Annotated in this window: 14 protein-coding genes; 9 read left to right on the top strand and 5 right to left on the bottom strand. The window is 65.4% G+C overall.

Going from position 1 to position 17,251, the window contains the following annotated elements:
* The first annotated feature begins 229 nt into the window (after positions 1–229).
* Complete coding sequence (locus tag LZC94_00370) at positions 230–1,165, top strand: trypsin-like peptidase domain-containing protein (protein ID WXB15732.1); 936 nt, start codon at positions 230–232, stop codon at positions 1,163–1,165.
* On the opposite strand, the gene LZC94_00365 is transcribed toward LZC94_00370, so the two are convergent.
* The 3 genes from LZC94_00365 to LZC94_00355 form a co-directional block, all read right to left on the bottom strand.
* The gene (locus tag LZC94_00365) at positions 1,162–1,845 is read right to left on the bottom strand and encodes a GNAT family N-acetyltransferase (protein WXB15731.1); all 684 of its coding nucleotides are present in this window, start codon (positions 1,843–1,845) and stop codon (positions 1,162–1,164) included. The genes LZC94_00370 and LZC94_00365 overlap by 4 nt on opposite strands.
* Positions 1,846–2,054: 209 nt before the next feature.
* A complete protein-coding gene (locus LZC94_00360) occupies positions 2,055–2,519 on the bottom strand; it encodes a RidA family protein (protein WXB15730.1) in 465 nt (154 codons plus the stop codon).
* A 104-nt stretch (positions 2,520–2,623) separates the two neighbouring features.
* Positions 2,624–3,565, bottom strand: coding sequence for a threonine/serine dehydratase (locus tag LZC94_00355; GenBank protein ID WXB15729.1), 942 nt, complete (start codon positions 3,563–3,565; stop codon positions 2,624–2,626).
* Positions 3,566–3,608: 43 nt separating this feature from the next.
* Here LZC94_00355 and LZC94_00350 point away from each other — a divergent pair, with 43 nt between their 5' ends.
* The 5 genes from LZC94_00350 (at position 3,609) to LZC94_00330 (ending at position 10,207) form a co-directional block, all read left to right on the top strand.
* Positions 3,609–3,911: a helix-turn-helix domain-containing protein gene (locus LZC94_00350; GenBank protein ID WXB15728.1), complete on the top strand. Its 303-nt coding sequence runs from the start codon at positions 3,609–3,611 to the stop codon at positions 3,909–3,911.
* A 149-nt stretch (positions 3,912–4,060) separates the two neighbouring features.
* The gene (locus LZC94_00345) at positions 4,061–6,475 is read left to right on the top strand and encodes a DUF6351 family protein (protein WXB15727.1); all 2,415 of its coding nucleotides are present in this window, start codon (positions 4,061–4,063) and stop codon (positions 6,473–6,475) included.
* 262 nt (positions 6,476–6,737) lie between these two features.
* Positions 6,738–7,898, top strand: coding sequence for a lytic transglycosylase domain-containing protein (locus LZC94_00340; protein WXB15726.1), 1,161 nt, complete (start codon positions 6,738–6,740; stop codon positions 7,896–7,898).
* 141 nt (positions 7,899–8,039) lie between these two features.
* A complete protein-coding gene (locus tag LZC94_00335; protein WXB15725.1) occupies positions 8,040–8,876 on the top strand; it encodes a siderophore-interacting protein in 837 nt (278 codons plus the stop codon).
* 101 nt (positions 8,877–8,977) lie between these two features.
* Positions 8,978–10,207 carry an MFS transporter gene (locus LZC94_00330; protein WXB15724.1) on the top strand — a complete coding sequence of 410 codons (1,230 nt, stop codon included), beginning with the start codon at positions 8,978–8,980 and terminating at the stop codon, positions 10,205–10,207.
* Here the strand turns inward: LZC94_00330 and LZC94_00325 are convergent.
* Positions 10,197–12,134, bottom strand: a complete 1,938-nt coding sequence (locus LZC94_00325) for an ATP-binding protein (protein WXB15723.1) — start codon at positions 12,132–12,134, stop codon at positions 10,197–10,199. The genes LZC94_00330 and LZC94_00325 overlap by 11 nt on opposite strands.
* Before the next feature lie 161 nt (positions 12,135–12,295).
* Here LZC94_00325 and LZC94_00320 point away from each other — a divergent pair, with 161 nt between their 5' ends.
* The 3 genes from LZC94_00320 (at position 12,296) to LZC94_00310 (ending at position 15,781) form a co-directional block, all read left to right on the top strand.
* On the top strand, positions 12,296–14,398 hold the full coding sequence (locus LZC94_00320) for a peptidylprolyl isomerase (protein WXB15722.1): 2,103 nt from the start codon (positions 12,296–12,298) through the stop codon (positions 14,396–14,398).
* A gap of 254 nt (positions 14,399–14,652) precedes the next feature.
* The gene (locus LZC94_00315; protein WXB15721.1) at positions 14,653–15,189 is read left to right on the top strand and encodes a hypothetical protein; all 537 of its coding nucleotides are present in this window, start codon (positions 14,653–14,655) and stop codon (positions 15,187–15,189) included.
* A 124-nt stretch (positions 15,190–15,313) separates the two neighbouring features.
* A complete protein-coding gene (locus LZC94_00310; protein WXB15720.1) occupies positions 15,314–15,781 on the top strand; it encodes a ferritin-like domain-containing protein in 468 nt (155 codons plus the stop codon).
* A 713-nt stretch (positions 15,782–16,494) separates the two neighbouring features.
* Here LZC94_00310 and LZC94_00305 read toward each other — a convergent pair.
* Positions 16,495–17,013: a hypothetical protein gene (locus LZC94_00305; protein WXB15719.1), complete on the bottom strand. Its 519-nt coding sequence runs from the start codon at positions 17,011–17,013 to the stop codon at positions 16,495–16,497.
* Positions 17,014–17,251 lie beyond the last annotated feature (238 nt).

The following is a 17,251-nucleotide window of genomic DNA, read 5'->3' as shown; positions in this document are numbered from 1 at the left end:
GGACGGATCCAGCGCATGGGTAGCCTCCTGGGTTCCTCCCATCGGAGTGAACCGAATTCTCATCCTAGGAAAAACGTCGGGCGCTGTCACACGATCGTTTCGACTGCCCGCTCGGGCGATAAGCATTTCTATGCGCGCAGATGTAGGCGCAAGCAACGCAATGAGTCACTCATTCATTATTTCGATCGTACGGTGATATCGACTTCATCGATATGTTATGAACCCGCGCATGAAAATCCTCGTTTCCTTGGCGGCAACATCGGTTTTTCTGGCATTCGGTTGCAGCGGCACCGGCACCGACCAACCCACGTCCCCGGAGGTGAACGATCCGATCCCAGGTAAGGGCAGCGAGAACAACGACACCCCCAGCCAAGCGCCCGTAGTAGACGAAGGAACATCCGAGGCCGCGACGGTGGCGGCGGCTCCCGAGGACCATCCGGATTTCATTCGCAAGAAGAAAGACCCCGAGCACTACAGGGTCAATCGCGGAGAAGGGATTCAACCCTTCAGCATTTGCGGAACGGACGACAAACAATACGTCAATTCCTACACGGGCAACCTGGGGGTCAGCGTCGCCTACGTGAATACGTACAAAGGCGCGGTCGGTGTCTCCGAGACGAGCATCTCCGAGGGGCCGAGCGTCAAGTTCTGCACCGGCACCTTGATCGCGAACGATCTGTTCCTCACCGCCAGCCATTGCGTCGACAGCAGCACCAAGACGGAGTACGTCGCCTTCAACTACGAGCGCAAGGCCAACTCCACCGAGGTGCTGCCGCAACAACACTTCAAGATCACCGGGATCGTCGAAGATGGTCTCGGGGGTCTCGACTACGCCATCCTGCGGTTGGCAGGCAATCCAGGCGCCACCTTTGGGGTGACCAAGACCAACAAAGTCGATCCGACCTCCAACGCCATACTGGCCATCATCCAGCATCCCGGTCTCAAACCGAAGCAGATCGAGGCCGGTCATTTCGCGGGCCTCAGCGGGGACTACATCTCCTACGGGGATATCGATACCGAGGGCGGGAGCTCGGGCTCCGGCGTCCTCAATGCCGCGGGCGAGCTCGTGGGCGTTCACACCCTCGGCGGCTGCACCGCCACCGGCGGCCGAAATTTCGGCGTCCGCATGTCGAAGATCGCGGCCGCGTCGGCGATCATCAATTAGTTCTCTTCGCCGTCTTTGTCTTTGTCCTTTTTGGACGTGCTGTTGCTCTTGGGGGCGCCCTTCTTCGAGGGGGCTCGGGACTTCTTCAATTTGCGCGGGGGAAGGAGGTCCGAGCCCACCACGAGGCGCTTGGCCATGAAGATGGCCGCGTCGAGCTTGTAGAAGCTGCGCGCGCGGTAAAAATGGAGGGCGGACTCGTTGTTCTCGGCCACCTCCAGCACGAGGTGCGTGCACCCGCGGATTTTGGCGAGGTGCTCGAGCTGCTCCATGATGAACGCGCCGATGCCCTGCCCCTGGTAGTTGGGGTGCACGGCGAGCTCCTCGATGAACAGCGGGCGCATGTCGCGGTTGGCGAAGTAGCGCTCGTTCATCCAATTGTCCTCACCGAGGATCTCGAAGGTGCACTCGGTGTAGCCCACGATGGCGTCGCCGTCCTCGGCCGTGACCTCGAAGAGCAGCTGCTCGACCCCCTCCTCCTCGTACACCTCGAGGAAGCGCTTCTTCGAGCGCGGCCTTTGGTACTCGACGGTCTGGCGGTTGACGTCGCGGAAGCAAAGCTTCAGAAATTCCCAGACCCGGTTCAAGTCGCGGCGATGGATGCGGCGCACCTTGACGACGAGTCCTTCGCCGGTCGAACGGGTCTCGGGGGTCAGCGCGGGGTCATCCGTATGCCGGGCCATGCCCGGCGAACTCTAGGCGATCTCGCCATGTACGGAAACTACGGAGACGCTTTGGACCGGCGAATGCGCCAGGTGAAGCACCGTGCCGGACCTAGGTCCGCGAGGATCCAAGGTTGCGCAGCGGATGCGATCGTGGTCGGAACCCGCGCCCTCCGGCCGGCACCTCGCGGCGCTCGCCGGCAAACACGTGAGGGCGCGGGCTCGGCGGTTCACGTCACTTCCAACGTCGCCGCCACTTCGACCGAGACGCCGAGGGGCAGCGATCCCGAGCCGACGGCGAAGCGGGCGTGCTTGCCGGCGTCGCCGAAGACCTCGACGAACAGGTCGGAGGCGCCGTTGACCACCTTGGGGTGATCCTTGAACTCCGGAACCCCGTTCACGAAGCCTTGCACCTGGCAAATGCGCACGACCCGATCCAAGTCGCCGAGGAACGCGCGGACCTGGGCGAGGATGTTGAGCGCGCAGAGCCTCGCGCCTTGCTGCGCCTCCTCGACGGATACCTCTTTGCCGACTTTGCCGACATAGCGCAGCTCGCCGTTCCAGAACGTGACCTGCCCGGAGACGAACAGCAGATTCCCGGACTGCACGCACGGAACGAAATTGGCGACCGGCGCCGCGGCGGCGGGCAGCTCGATCTTCAGCTCGGCGAGACGCGTTTCGATTTTTCCAGCCATGGCCAGTTCCTTTCTCTCCGTTTTCGTTTGCGTAGCCTACGTCATCGATCGGCGTCCACCGCCGATCGTCACCCGTGCCTCGTTTGCTCCTCGTTTGCGCGCGGCTAGGACCCGAAGTGCACGGCGGTGGTGTTTCCGCCGCTCACGACCACACCGACCTTTTCGCCCGGCTTCGGCTCGTAGCGCTGCGCGAGGATCGCGGCAAATGCGGCCACGCCGCCTGGCTCGGCCACGATGCGCAGCACGCTCCACAAGGCGCGCTGCGCGGTGCGAATGTGGTCGTCGGAGACCAAGCGCACGCCGCTGGCGTATCGTTGGGCGAGCGGGAACATGAGCTCCCCCACCCTCCGCGGGGCGAGCGAGTCGGCGGCGATGCTCCCCATTTCGGCGTCGACGGGCTTTCCAGCTTCCAGCGCCTTGGTCAGGGTGGGCGCGCCCTCGGGCTCGACGCCAACGATCCGCGTGCGGCCCGCGTACCAGGCGCAAATTCCACCGAGGAGGCCCCCGCCGCCGACCCCCGCGAGCACCGTGTCGAGCTCGGGCGCCTGCTCTTCGAGCTCCAGGCCGAGGGTGGCTTGGCCTTCCAACGTCTCGACCTGATCGAAGGCGTGCACCGAGAGGGCGCCCGATTTCGCGATGAACGCCTCGCACGACGCCAGCGCGTCGGCGTAGCGATCGCCGCCCACCACCAGATCGGCGCCGTAGCTGCGAATGCGCTCCACTTTGGCAGGCGACGAGATGCTGGGGACGAAGATCTTGGCCGGGGCGCCGAGCTTGTGCGCGGCATAGGCCACCGCCGCGCCATGGTTGCCGCCGGACGCGGCCGCGATGCCCGCCTGGGGGATCGCGCGCGTGAGCAAGTTCGTGAAGGCGCCGCGCGTCTTGAAGGAGCCCGCGTGCTGGAGCAGCTCCAGCTTGATGGTCAGCGGAAAGGAAGGAAGGCCGAAATCGGCGGCGTCGACGTGGACGACCGGGGTTCGGCGAACGTAAGGGCGGATGCGTTTTTCGACCGAAAGGATTCGTTCGCGAGAGAGTCGATCCTGCATGGCGGTGTCTTGACAGTAATTCGGGATTTGGCAAATTGTCAACGTGACGATCGTCCTCGCTATCCGCGCGCTGGCTAACGAGCGCAGGCTGAAAATCCTCGAGTGGCTCCGAGATCCGGAGGCGCATTTCCCTCCCCAGGTCGATGGCGATCGCGTCAAGGACGGGGTCTGCGGCGTCTTCATCGCCGAGAAGCTCGGGGTGAGCCCCGCCACCGTGAGCGAGCACTTGAAGGTGCTCTCGCGCGCCGGCCTCGTCCGCGCCAAGCGCATCAAGCAGTGGACCTTTTACAAACGAAACGAGGCGCAGATCACCAAGATCAAAGAGGCGATTCGAAAGAGCGTGTAGCCGGCGAGCGTGCCCGCGCGGTGGCGGGGCCGGAAAAAGGAAAACGGGACAGGCCTACATCCAATGTGTAGGTCATCGGTGCTACGAGCATCGCGACGGAATCGCCCATGACGATTCGGGAAGCGACTGGCCATCAGCCTGGGGGGTGAATGATGGCTCATTTCCGAAGCGACGGTTGGCTCCTCGTTTTGTTGGTATCGCTGGTTCATTGTGCTGCACCGACCGAGTCGTCGGGGGACGATCCCTCGAACCTGAGCGGGTCCGGTGAAACCAGCGCGGGACCGAAGGTGCAAACCCATTTGGTGCGCGCGGATTACCACACACGAAAAACGCCTCCGCTCGGCGCGGGCGAGTTCGATTTGATCACGTTGTCGGCGCTGCCGAACGCGGTGACCGGCGGCGATGTGCTCATCGGGCTGCGCGGGCTCGCCGGTGCCGATGGATATGCGCTCACGCGCAACGGCGTGGATGTCACCGCGTCGCTCCAGCGGCTTGCGACGGGGGAGGTGCGCGGTTTGGTGACCGGATTGGAGCTCGGCGACAATGAGCTGATCGCCACCGCGCGCGGACCTTCGGGCACACGGCGTGCCGTGCTCACGGTGACCAACCATCCCATCACCGGACCGGTCGTTTCAGGTCCCCATCAATCGCCATTTCTTTGCCAGACCTTGGCCGCGGGGTTAGGTGAGCCCATCGACGCCAACTGCTCCGTGGCGACGCGCTACGAGTGGTTCTATCGCACCGCGCTCACGCAAGAGTACAAGAAGCTCGCCGATCCGTACGCGCCCTACCCGGCCGATGCCATGCGCACGGTCACCCAAGACGGCAAGGTGGTGCCGTTCGTGGTTCGGGTGGAGTCGGCCACCATCAACCGCGGCATCACCCGCATCGCGGTGCTCGACGATCCCCGTGCGCGCGGGCGCGAGGCGCCCTTCGATGCGCGGGGGTGGAACCATCGCGTGTATTATGCATTCGGCGCCTCGTGTGGAACGGGCTATCACCAAGGGACCAATGGACCGGGCGATGTGCTCGGGGGCATCGGCGATCTGCTGGGGCTGGGTCAGCGGCTCGCCAAAGGGGACGTGGTCGTTCACTCCACCTTGAGCAGCTACGGGGTGCATTGCAATCCGCTCATCAGCATCGAGACCACGTCGATGGTGAAGGAGCACATCCACGAGACCTACGGTTTGATCGACGACATGGTCGGCGCCGGAGCGTCGGGCGGGGCCTTGCAGCAGTACAATGCGATCAACAATGCGCCGGGGCTCCTCAGCGCGGCGCTGCCGGCGGCCACCTTCTCGGATATCCTCTCGACGGCCATGACGGTCGCCGACTGCGGCCTGTTGATGCACTATTACAATGGACGCGGATGGTACTGGGATCCGCTCAAGCGCGCCTTGGTGGAGGGGCACAATCTGCTCTCCGGTACGCAGCTCAATAGCATTTGCCAGAGCTGGACCTCGACCTTCCTGCCCACCCTCGATCCCAAGAACGGCTGCGATGGCTCGGTGCCCCAGGCGCTGCGCTACGATCCGGTGACCAACCCGGGCGGCGTTCGCTGCACCCTGCAAGATGCGAATGTGAACATCTTCGGGCGCGATCCCAAGACGGGATTTGCGCGCAGGCCGCTCGACAACACCGGTGTGCAGTACGGGCTCGATGCGTTCAACCACTACGTGATCAGCGCGGCGGAGTTTTTGGACCTCAATCGCTACATCGGTGGTTATGACATCGACGGCAAACCTTCACCGCAGCGCATGAAGATGGATCCGGAGGTGGAAGCGCGCTCGTACCGCATCGGCGGGGTGGTGGGGCGCGGCGCGATGGCGGAGACGCCGGTCATGGATCTGGCGCCCTATCTGGATTTGATTCCGCTGGCCAATATCCACGAGGCGGTGCGTCCATTCACCGTGCGCGCACGGCTTCGCGCCAACACCGGACAGGATGCGACGCAGAGCATCTGGCGCGGGATCTTGACGCAGCCGGACGCATATCCGGTCATGGAAAAATGGTTTCCCACCCTGCGCGATTTGCCCTACGGCGCCGATCGGGTGAAGGCGGTTCGGGAGGCCAAGCCGCGTGAGGCCGGGGATCGCTGCGTGATTTCCACCTTGGGTGGGCGGCTGGAGCTTCCGAATACCCTCTTTGGCCCTCTGGGGGTTCAGCTGCCGCTCTTGCCGGGTCTATCGCCCATTTATTTGGTCATCCCCTTGAAGGTGGACGTGCCGGAGGATTTCGACTCCGGATTGGGCCCGTGCTCCACGCTCTTACCGGTTACTCGCACACCGCGTATGGTGGCGGGAATGCCGATGAGCGACGATGTGATTCGATGTCAGCTAAAGCCGCTGGACCGGCGCGATTACAAGGCATTCATGACCGACGCGCAGTTCGCGGAGCTGCGGAGCATCTTCCCCGACGGGGTTTGCGATTGGTCCAAGCCCGCGGCGGGGGCCGTCGATCGAAGCATGCTTTGGCCTTCCATCGGAGGTGCCAATCCGCATGAGCCGGCGCCGCTCGACTATTGGGTCGCGCGCTCTCTTCCCATGGCCACGGGCGCGCGCTGATCCCATCGCAATGGATCGCCACCGTCCCATGGCGGAACTCTCACCGGGAACTCGCGGTGCATCGCGCGGTGCCTCGCGAATGCATTCGCGATCACGATAACGGCAATTCGAGCCGCGCGCGGTGCGGCTCGCGAGGAGCATCGAGCAGCTCGCAACGGTATGCAATGTGCTGAGCGCAGGATGCATGACCCCTTCTTCGAATCGCAGTCGGTTAGGATTTGCCTGCCTGATCATTCCGTTCTTCGCGGCGGGATGTTCGGGGATGTCGGATGAACGTCCGCAAGACGTCGATGACGAGGAGCGCGCGCCGCTTTCTTGGGGCGGTGCGCGCGAGCTCGACGATCGGCGCGTTCCGGCCCACGAGCCCATGACCTTCGCCGTGGTGGTGCGGGATCCGAAGGTGCAACGTGTTCGCTTTTCACTCGACGGCAAAGAGCTCGACGTGTGCGACGCGACGGATCGCGAAGACGATTGCCGCCGCGGAAGCCTCTGGCGCTTTGCCACCGTTTTTCAAGAGACTGGAGCGCATACGCTCACCGCCACCTACGATGGACCGAATGGCGCGGTGCGCGCGGAGCAGACCATCGAGGTCGTCTCCGCGCTGCCCGTCGTACCGGAGCCTCCCCAAAGCGCGGGCAACGACGGCGCGGGCCAGGGCGTCGCGGCGGCGGACGATCGCGGCTACCTCGATCCGAACCTTGGCTCGCACAACATTTTCGGCGGCGTCAAATGGTCGGTTCAATCGCAGAAGGTGAATGTGGCGAGCCCGCCGGCGGAGCAGACGACGGCGGCCAAGAACTGCATGGCGCGCTACGGGGCGTCGATCCGAAAGTGGGCAGACAAGTATAAAATTTCACGCGGCAGCGTGGTCGCCACCGCGCTCACGGAGTCGAATTGCACCAACCCCGCCGGCTCGGGCGATGGGCTCTCGTCGGGACCGATGCAGGTGACGGGGTCGACGTGCGCGTCGATCACGGGGCTCTCCAAGGCCACGTGCAAATCGCGCATGCACTCGAACCCGGACTTTTCGTTCGAGGTCGGCGTTCGCTATATGGCGAGCTCGTACCAGCTCAATCAACACAAGCGTGATCCGCCCAAGGTGGCCGCCGCTTACAATGCGGGCTCGCTGCGGAGCTCGACCGCCAATCGATGGCATATGGTCGTCACCGGCAACCATATCGATCGCTTCGTGGGCGGCTACAATGGATACCGCGCGTGGGAGGGCGTCCGATCGATCGCGGGCGAGCCGGCCGAGGGCGCGGTGGCACCGGAGCTGAGCTTCGAGGGCGAGCACGTGGAGCGAGCGTCCGAGCTGCCGAAGACGGCCAAAGAGGGCCAGGTGTACTTCGTTGGAAATTGGAGCGCGCGCGACGGTCACTTCGTCGAGTTCCACAACGGCGGGTGGGCTTCGTCCGAGGAGTAATCGCGCAGTGCGCGTGCACGCTCCGGACGCGTGACCGAACGAAGACGGCGAGACGACCGCGACCATGGTCGTGCTCGCCGTTTTCGTATCGTTTTGATGAAAATGATTTGCAATTTCATTTTGACGTGCCACGTTTCGGCCATGACCCAAGCTTCGTCCCAGGTGGCGGCCCCCGTCCGACCCGCCGCCGTATTTCGCACCGCGCGCGTCCTACGTACCCACTTGGTGACGCCGCACATGCTCCGCATCACCATCGGCGGCGACGCGCTGGCCGGCCTGGTGACGTACGGCAACGATCAGCACATCAAGCTTTATTTCCCGAGGCCCGGGGTGGAGCTCCCCGAACCTTTCACGGCGGAGACCTTTTTGTCCCTGCCGCGCGAACGACGTCCCACCTTGCGCACGTACACCATCCGAGAGCACCGCCCGGCAGCGCGCGAGATCGACATCGATTTCGTGCTGCACGGCGATGCGGGCCCGGCTTCGCGCTGGGCAAGCCAGGCCAAGCCCGGCGACAGCATCACCTTCGCGGGTCCGCGCGGCGCGTACCAACCGGATCCCGAGCTCGATGCCCTCTGGCTGGTCGCCGATGAGACGGGGATCCCGGCGGCGCTGGCCATTCTGGAGCGGCTCCCGGCCGGCGCACACGCGCGCGCCTTTCTCGAGGTCGAGGACGCGCGCGAGCAGCAAATCCTGGTCACCGCCGCCGACGTCGACGTCGTTTGGGTGCACCGCCGGGGTGTCCCGCCGGGCGAGAGCGATCGGCTCCTCGAGGCCGTGCGCGATTCGACCTTGCCCGAGGGGCACGTGGCCGCCTGGATCGCGTGCGAAGGCGCGGTGGCCAAGGCGATACGCCGCCACTTCGTCGAGGTGCGCGGGCTCGATCGCGATCGCTTGAAGAGCGTGGGCTACTGGGACCGCGGAAAGAGCGAGGACGACGCGTACGACGAGGCGCAGCGGGGACCGCAGAAGGATTGAAAAGGCCCGAAGGAGATTGACGAAGGGGAGGAGCGCTCGACCTGCGGCCGAGGCCGGATTGGCCACTGGACGCACGGAAAACTCTACCTAAGGTACGCGGGGTGTCTTCCCCCGTCTCCGTCGCTGCTTCATCCGCCACCGCCGAGAGCACCCGCAACGATCCCACGCTGTTCGCGTTGCTTGCGGCCTCGGCAGGTTTGATCGCCGCCAATCTTTATTACAATCAGCCGTTGCTGGCAGACATGGCCCAATCGTTCCACGTCTCGCCCGGCGCCGTGGGAGCGATCCCCACGTTGACCCAGCTCGGGTACGGGCTGGGGATGCTGTTTCTCGTGCCGCTCGGCGATCGCTTCGAGCGAAGTCGGCTCATCGTCGGGATGACCGCCGTGGCCGCCGTGACCCTGGTCGGCGTGGCCTGCGCTCCAAACCTCTTTTGGCTCACGGTGGGCAGCTTGGCGCTCGGCGTCGCGTCGATGGCACCGCAGCTCATCGTGCCTTATGCCGCCGGCGCGGGGCCCGCCGCGCTTCGCGGGCGGGCGGTCGGCACGGTGATGGGCGGGCTCATTACGGGGATCCTCCTCTCGCGCGCGCTCAGCGGGGTGGTCGCGGCCCACTTTGGCTGGCGCACCATGTATGGCTTGGCGGCCGCGATGATGGCGGTGCTCATGCTCGTTCTTCGGGCGCGGTTGCCGCTCCAAGCGCCCGAGAAGCCGGTGCCCGTCGCGGCACTGTATACATCGCTGGGAACGGTGATCCGCACGCAGCCCGTGCTGCGCCTCCATAGCGTCATCGGCGCGCTCACCTTCGCCACCTTCAGCCTGTTCTGGACGACGCTCTCGTTTCACCTGGCGGCCCCGCCGCATCATTTGGGGAGCGAGGTAGTAGGGCTCTTCAGCATCGTGGGCGTGGCGGGCGCGCTGGCCGCGCCGATGGCCGGGCGCTTCGCCGATCGCCGCGATCCGCGCATCGTGAACGCGGCGGGCATGCTGACGGTGCTGCTCTCGTTTGCCGTCTTCGGCTTGCTCGGGCACTCGCTCCTCGGGGTCGCCCTGGGCGTGGTGCTGCTCGACGTGGGCGTGCAAGCGAACCAGATATCGAATCAGGCGCGCATCTTTTCGCTCGATCCCAACCTGCGCAACCGCATCAACACCGTCTACATGTCCACGTACTTCGCGGGCGGCGCGCTCGGCTCGCTCCTCGGCTCCTACGCGTGGACGCACGGCGGGTGGACGGGCGTGTGCTTGGCCGGCGGCGCGCTGGGGGTGCTCGCGTTGGTCGTCTTCGGGACGGTCACCCTCGCCAGCAAGCGGGGCGCGGGCGCTACTCGGTGAGGCGGCCGGCCAAGTTGGCCACCATGGCGATCAACTCGCCCGGCTCGACCGGCTTCGCGAGGTGAAGCTGGTAGCCAGCCAAGATCGCCTTGCGCGCATCTTGACCGCGCGCGTAGGCCGTGAGGGCGATGGCCGGCGTGCGGCCGCCTTTGTCCTCGGGGAGCGCGCGGATCTGGCGCATGAAGGCATATCCGTCGAGGTTCGGTAGACCGATATCGCTCACCAGCACATCGGGCCGGAAGCCTTCGAGGGCGGCCAGCGCCTCCATGGCCGTGGCCGTGGGGAGGACCTCGGCGCCCGCCGATTCGAGGACGTAGGCCACGAGATCGCGCGCGTCCTCGTCGTCCTCGCACACCAGCACGCGAAGCGCCTCGAGCACTCGTGTCGGGGCGGCGCGCGCCTGGCTCTGATCGGGGATGCTCGGCCGGGATGCCTCGGTCGAGGGCGCATCCTTCGGCTGGGCGAGCTCCGCGCTCACCGCGGGGATGGGCAAGGTGACGGTCACCGTCGCGCCGTGGCCGAGGCCCTCGCTCGCCACGTCGATGGTGCCGCCGTGCATCTCCACCAGGTGCCCCACCAGGGCGAGGCCCAGACCGAGACCGCGCTCGGAGCGCGTGATCGACGGGTCGGCCTGGCGGAACCGCTCGAAGACGTGCGGCAGGAACTCGGGGGCGATGCCGCGCCCGGTGTCGGCCACGCGCACCTCCATCGAGGACGCCACGCGCCGGAGGCGCACGTCGATGCGGCCATCCCTCGGCGTGAACTTGATGGCGTTGGAGAGCAAATTCCAGAATACCTGCTGGAGCCGATCGGCGTCGCCGTAGAATGGACAGGGCTCTCGGTCGATGTGGACGTCGATGGTGATGGCCTTGGCCTCGGCCGACGGCGAAATCACGTCCAGCGCCGATTGAAGGACATGGGCCAAATCGATGGGGTGGCGCTCGATCTTCAGCTTTCCCGTGATGATGCGGGAGACATCGAGGAGATCGCCGATGAGGCGCGATTGAAATCGGGCGTTGCGCTCGATGGTCTCCATGGCGTGCTTCACGTCGAGCTCGGGATCGATGCGCATCATGGCCGCCCAGCCCAAAATGGCGTTGAGCGGCGTGCGCAGCTCGTGCGAAACGATGGCGAGGAACTCGTCCTTCATGCGGCTGTGCGCCACCTCGCGCTCGAGCGCCTCGCGCAGCCTCGTCTCCAGCTCGTTGCGGCGCTCCACCTCGTGCGCGAGCGCCAGGGCGCGCTGCTGCAGGATCCCAATCTGACGAAAACGCGCGCCGGCGTGGAGCAGCTCGGAGTACGATTCGGTGGGAAAGACATGCGAGTGCGTTCGGCAGACGCGCTCGAACGAGCGGGCGTCGCCCACTTCGTCGAAGCTCGCGAGCGCGTAGCTGCAGAGGAGCGTGAACCCGTGCGCCTCCACCAAGCCGTGCCAGAAGGCCTCGAGCTGCAGCGCCGCCGCCGTGTTGCCCGCCTTGCACAACAAGTCGACCACCTCGCCATGGATGCGAAGCTTGGGGCCCTGACCTTCGGCGCTCTTGGTTTGGGTCAGGATGCGTTCGGCGAAGGCTTCGAGACGGGCGGGATCGGGGAGGGAGCCAACGATGATTTCGGAGAGCGCCTCGTGGGCGTCGAAGAGGGTGAGCTGCCCCGTTTGCAGGATGCGCGCGACGTCGAACCCATTTGCTTGCAGCTCGCGCTGGAGAAATTCGCGATGCTCGTCGGTCACGACGGCGATGAGGCATTCGCCGGCAGCCAAACCTGCGCCGAGGAAATGCGCCAGGGTGGTGCATAGAAATTCATCACGCTCGTAAAATTGGACGATGTGATGCGAGGCCGACGGCCGGCCGAGAAACTGCACGCGTCCATCGACCGCGCCCAGCGCCATGTCTTCGATGAGGGGTGGTGGCCTATCGGAAAGTTCCATGGACGCAGACGGCGCATCGATGCTTCTCGTCGTCATTGCCTTGGAATTCTGGTTGTTCGGATCGCAGGGTCAAGCGTCACACCGCATCAGTTCGCGATGGTCTTGCCTTTGTTGCGTTCGCGATCCATAAGCGGCAGAGCTGGCCTGCAAGGGATCCCACCATGAACCGACTTCAATCGCGCTCAGCGCGCCGCGTAGCATCTGGCCTCTTCGGCATTCTTGGCACCATGGCGCTGGCCTCCTGCAGCGACGCTTCCGATCGAGGATCGCTCGATCCCGGGAGCACCGAAGCCCAGGAGGAGGCCCTTTCGGCCGAGTCCGCAGCCGCGAGGGGTGAGCTCGATCGCATCCGTGAAATCGAAGATCACCGTCTCCTGGAGAGCGCAGAGCTCAGGAGATTTTTGCAAAGTACGAATCCCCGCGTCGCCGAAGCCGCGGCCACCGCCGCCGGACGCATCGGCGATACGACCTTGACGGCCCACGTGCTCGCGCTGCTCGATGCGCGTTCCTCCCGCGTGCGCGCGGCCGCCGCGTTGGCGCTGGGTTTGCTCGGCGGAGACGGCGTCGAGGGCGCCATCGTCGCGCGGCTGGGGAAGGAGCGCGATCGGGGCGCGCGCGCGCAGCTGCTCCTGGCGCTGGGCCGCAAGGGAACGGCCTCGTCGCTGCCGGCGATCACGGCGCCCATCGTTCAAAACGACGACGCGGAGGTGCAAGGCGCCGCCGCGGAAGCGCTCGGCTTTTTGATCCGCAGCGGCGTGGCCTTTGGAAAGAACGACGCCGCGGTCGAGCGGCTTCTTGCGCACGCGGGGAGCCATCCGAGCGAGCGCGCCACCCCATCGGCCTTTGCGCTCTCGGGGCTGGCGGGGCAAAAAGTCCCGCTGCCGGAGGCGGCGCTCCTTTCGGCCTTTGCGTCCTCGCCCTCGCCCACGGCGCGCGCCTACTTGGGGCGGGCGCTCTCCGTGCTGAAAACGCCGGCTGCCATTCAGGCGCTGGTGCGCGAGGTCGCGCGCGATCGCGATCCGCATGCGCGCGCCGGTCTTTGCGGCCATCTGGCGCGGGTGGGGGCGACCCCCGAGGTGCTGGGCGCGCTGTCGTCGGCGCTCCGCGATCGTTCGCCGGAGGTGGTGGTGGCGGCGGTCACGGCCATCGGCACCTTGGGCGCGGCCGCCTCGGGGCTCGCGCCGGCGCTGACGGCGCTCTACGATGGCTCGCGATCCGATTGGGTGCGCTCCACGGTGCTGACGACCTTGGTCGCCGTCGACAAAGGGGCGGCGCGCAGCCGGGTGGAAGCAGGGTTGTCCGATGCGTGGCCCGTGCGCTTGACGGCCATTCCGGCTTTGGCGGTGCTGGGGACGGACGCCGATGTCGCCAAGCTGGTCTCCATCGCGGGGGGCGCGGACAAGCGGCTGGTGTACGCGGCCATCGAGGCGATCGCCACGCTCGATCCGTCGCGCGCGACACCGGAGATGAAGGCCACGCTGCGCGGCGTATTGGCGAATCCCGACTTCGAGACGATATCCGCCGTCGCCGACGCGGTGGTGGCGCACAAGTGGACCGACTTTGCCGACGACTTCCGCGGTCTGTACGACGCATTCCCCGGCCCGGCGAACCTGAATGGGCGCATGGCCGTGCTGCTGGCGCTGGGCACGGTGGGGAGCACGGCCGACGTTCCGCTCTTCGAGCGCGGCCTCGCCGACGACGAGCAGCTCGTGTCGCAAACGGCGGCCGACGCGTACAAAGCCATCACCGGTGTGGACGTGAGCGCCCGCGTGCGCCGCGCCAGCGTGGTGCGCACCAAGACGCCGTCGCACCGCGAGGTGGAGCGCGCGCTCGACTCCCTCGTTCTCCTGGAGACCACGCGCGGGCCCATCGTGCTGCGCATGCTCCGCGAGGCGCCGCTGAGCGCAACCAACTTCGTGCGACTGGCCGGTAGTGGCTTTTACGATGGATTGCCGTTCCACCGGGTGGTTCCCAACTTCGTGGCCCAGGGCGGCGATCCGCGCGGGGATGGCTTCGGCGGCTCGGACGATTTGGTGCGCGAGGAGATCGCCCGCGTCCCCCACCGCCGCGGCACCGTTGGAATGGCGACGCAGGGGAAGGACACCGCCTCCTCGCAGTTCTTCTTCAACCACGGTTGGAACGTGAGCCTGGACGGGCGCTACACGGTCTTCGCCGAGACCATCTTCGGCCTCGATGCGGCCGATCGGCTCGAGGTGGGCGACACCATCAAGCGCGCCAGGGTCCTTCCGGGCGCGGGCCTGTAACGGCTCGGTCGACCTCCGTTTGGCTCCAAGTCGGAATGTTATGAAGACGGCGGAAACGTCGTCTTCATGTCATCCAGCGGCGCAGTTTGATCCCTCCGAGGCAGTCGGATCGATTTCTTACGAGCCGATCATTTTTTTGCATGCTCCCTGGTTCGCCTCCCCACTGTGATGGCCAATGAACCACCCCTAACTCATGGGTTGATGGGTGGCTCTTTCCATTAGGCATTGGCTTCGAGCCTTGCACGGAGGCATCCATGAAGACGCGTCTGCTATTGGGCATCCTAGCAGCGGTAAGTATCGCTTCGTCGTCGTTCGTCATCGCCTGCAGCGGCGACGATAGCTCACCGGGCAATCCGACCCCCGATGCCTCCACCAACCCCAAGCCGGACAGCGGCCGCGATCCCAGCACACAAGACGGCGGCGTCGTTAAATTCAATTCCGTATATACGATCCTCGAGGGTAGTTGCACCGGTTGCCATGGTGAACGTGGAACCGACGCCGGTACCCCCCGCGGGGCGCTGGCGCTGAAGCCGGAGGAAGCTGCCTTCAGGGAACTGGTCAACGTCAAGGCGGCCGGAGGCGCCTGCGCGACGCTGGGTGACGCGGGACTCCTTCGCGTCCGGCCGGGAAATGCCGACGAGAGCCTCCTGTACGACAAGGTCAAGACCGAGGGCGGGCACACCCCGCGCTGCGGGAAACATATGCCGCTCGGCACGCCCATGCCTCCGCCCATGCCCAACGAGCAGGTCGAGGTGATCGAGAAATGGATCAACGACGGCGCGCAGCGATAAGGCGCCCCAGTCGGGTCGAGCGTTTGCGAGCGCAAGAATAGCGCTCGCACCTCTCGGCATGGGCACATCACGTGCACCGATCCCTGCGTTCCACACCACCACGACCTCATGAAAGGAGATTGCGATGGCAACCATGGTCGGAACGCAGAAGGATCTATTGTCCTTGCTGAACCAGCTTCTCGAGCTCGATTACGACGCCATCGAAGCGTACAAAGCCGCCATCGAGCGGCTTCACGACACCACGGACAAGGAGCGGCTCACTTCGTTCATGCGCGATCACGAGCGGCACGTGAAGGAGCTCGGCGATGTCATCGTCGGTATGGGCACCTCTCCGGCGACGGGCCCCGATTTGAAGCGGGTGCTCACCAAGGGAAAGGTCATCTTGGGCGGCCTGGTCGGTGACCGAACTGTGCTCCTCGCGATGAAGACGAACGAAAACGACACCAACACCGCGTACGAGCGGGCGGTCTCCCGAAACGATCTGCCCCCCAATCTCCGCGCGCTGCTGGAGCGCTCGCTCACCGACGAGCGGCGCCATCGGGCGTGGCTCGCGCAGCGTCTGGAAGTGCTGAACACCGCGGCGCATCCCTAAGCCCTAGCGTTTTAAACATCGCGCAAATGTGCGAGAGCGCGCCCGTCGGGGCGCGCTCTGCCGCCGTTGCTCATTGCGAGCATTTTGCGATGCGTGGATGTGTGACGGTCACGTTTGTGCGGGGGGTTACGTCGTGCAGCGCTATGCGTTATGCAGGGCACGTCCCGCAGCGCTACACGTTATGTGGGGCACGTCTCGCAGCGCTACACGTTATGCGACGTACGTCTCGCAGCGCTGCATACGGGGTACGTCATGCAGCGCTACGCGTCGCACGTCTCGCAGCGCTGCATGCAGGCACGTCTCGCAGCGCTGCATGCAGCACGTCCCGCAGCACTACATATGGGCACGTCCCGCAGCGCTATACGTATGCGGGCACGTCCGCAGCGCTACATACAGGCATGTCCGCAGCGCTACATACAGGCACGTCCGCAGCGCTACATACAGGCACGTCCGCAGCGCTACATACAGGCACGTCCGCAGCGCTACATACAGGCACGTCCGCAGCGCTACATACAGGCACGTTAGGCGAGCACGTCCCGCAGCGCTCCACGTTATGCGGCGCACATCCGGCGCTACATACGGGCACGTTCGCAGCGCTGCGCGTTAGGCGGGCAGGCCCCGCAGCGCTGCATGCGGGGGTCACGCTATGCAGCGCTACGCTGTGTCGCATGGACCGATCCGGGGCGATGTCGCGCGCCGATGTCGCGTGCCGATCACATGACGGATGGAACTTGATCGAGGGCCGCCTTGAGGCCATCCAGATCGTTGTCCAATTGACTCTTTGTCGCATCCCAATTGGCCATGTTGGCGGAGTCGATTTGGTCGACGTCCTTGCGGACCGCATCGCGCTTTGCACGAATCTCGGGAAGCGCCGAATCGAGCGCAGCCTTCATTTTGCCCGCAGCCGTGCGCTGCTTGGCATCGAGCTTTTGGATCTGCTTGTCGATGTCTTGGAGCTTGGGGGTCAGCCGGGCTCGAAGCTCATCGCGCGTCTTGACGAAGTTGGCATTGGCTTCGGCGACCTTTTGATCGACCTCCGCCTGCGCGGACGTGATCCGGGTGGTCGCCTCGCGCTGCACGTCCTTGGATTTTTGCTCGATGGCGCGCTGGGTCGCTTCGATCCTCTCCTGCTCGTCGCGCGGGGATCGTTCGCAGGCCGCGAGAGCGAACGAGGAAACCAGCGCAGCCACGAGCGCAGTGCCGGTCGTACGAGTCACGATTCGATGGTCCATGGCGAGTCTCCCGTTCAGAGCTGGCCCCCCGGCGCGCGCCACCGCCGCAATCGAACGGGATCTCCGCTCTTCTTGGCGAGGCGCGTCCCCCCCAATGGCTCGCACGATTCGGGCCATCAACTCATGGGGAGCGCCAATTCGTAGGGATCTCGATGATGTCCATGGCCTGAGCCTCGTGGCGCGTCGCGATGGCATCGGCAGGAGCGCTGCGGCAAAACTGCCACGACTGGGCCGTCGT

Source organism: Sorangiineae bacterium MSr11954, from assembly GCA_037157815.1.
Lineage (GTDB): Bacteria > Myxococcota_A > Polyangia > Polyangiales > Polyangiaceae > Pendulispora > Pendulispora albinea.
This window is presented reverse-complemented; position numbering and strand designations above follow the sequence as displayed.

Bases quoted from the DNA above. Each gene is read 5' to 3' on its own strand.
- LZC94_00370 (WXB15732.1), top strand. From the start codon at position 230: ATGAAAATCCTCGTTTCCTTGGCGGCAACATCGGTTTTTCTGGCATTC.
- LZC94_00365 (WXB15731.1), bottom strand. From the start codon at position 1,845: ATGGCCCGGCATACGGATGACCCCGCGCTGACCCCCGAGACCCGTTCG.
- LZC94_00360 (WXB15730.1), bottom strand. From the start codon at position 2,519: ATGGCTGGAAAAATCGAAACGCGTCTCGCCGAGCTGAAGATCGAGCTG.
- LZC94_00355 (WXB15729.1), bottom strand. From the start codon at position 3,565: ATGCAGGATCGACTCTCTCGCGAACGAATCCTTTCGGTCGAAAAACGC.
- LZC94_00345 (WXB15727.1), top strand. From the start codon at position 4,061: ATGATGGCTCATTTCCGAAGCGACGGTTGGCTCCTCGTTTTGTTGGTA.
- LZC94_00340 (WXB15726.1), top strand. From the start codon at position 6,738: ATGTCGGATGAACGTCCGCAAGACGTCGATGACGAGGAGCGCGCGCCG.
- LZC94_00335 (WXB15725.1), top strand. From the start codon at position 8,040: ATGACCCAAGCTTCGTCCCAGGTGGCGGCCCCCGTCCGACCCGCCGCC.
- LZC94_00325 (WXB15723.1), bottom strand. From the start codon at position 12,134: ATGGAACTTTCCGATAGGCCACCACCCCTCATCGAAGACATGGCGCTG.
- LZC94_00320 (WXB15722.1), top strand. From the start codon at position 12,296: ATGAACCGACTTCAATCGCGCTCAGCGCGCCGCGTAGCATCTGGCCTC.
- LZC94_00315 (WXB15721.1), top strand. From the start codon at position 14,653: ATGAAGACGCGTCTGCTATTGGGCATCCTAGCAGCGGTAAGTATCGCT.
- LZC94_00310 (WXB15720.1), top strand. From the start codon at position 15,314: ATGGCAACCATGGTCGGAACGCAGAAGGATCTATTGTCCTTGCTGAAC.
- LZC94_00305 (WXB15719.1), bottom strand. From the start codon at position 17,013: ATGGACCATCGAATCGTGACTCGTACGACCGGCACTGCGCTCGTGGCT.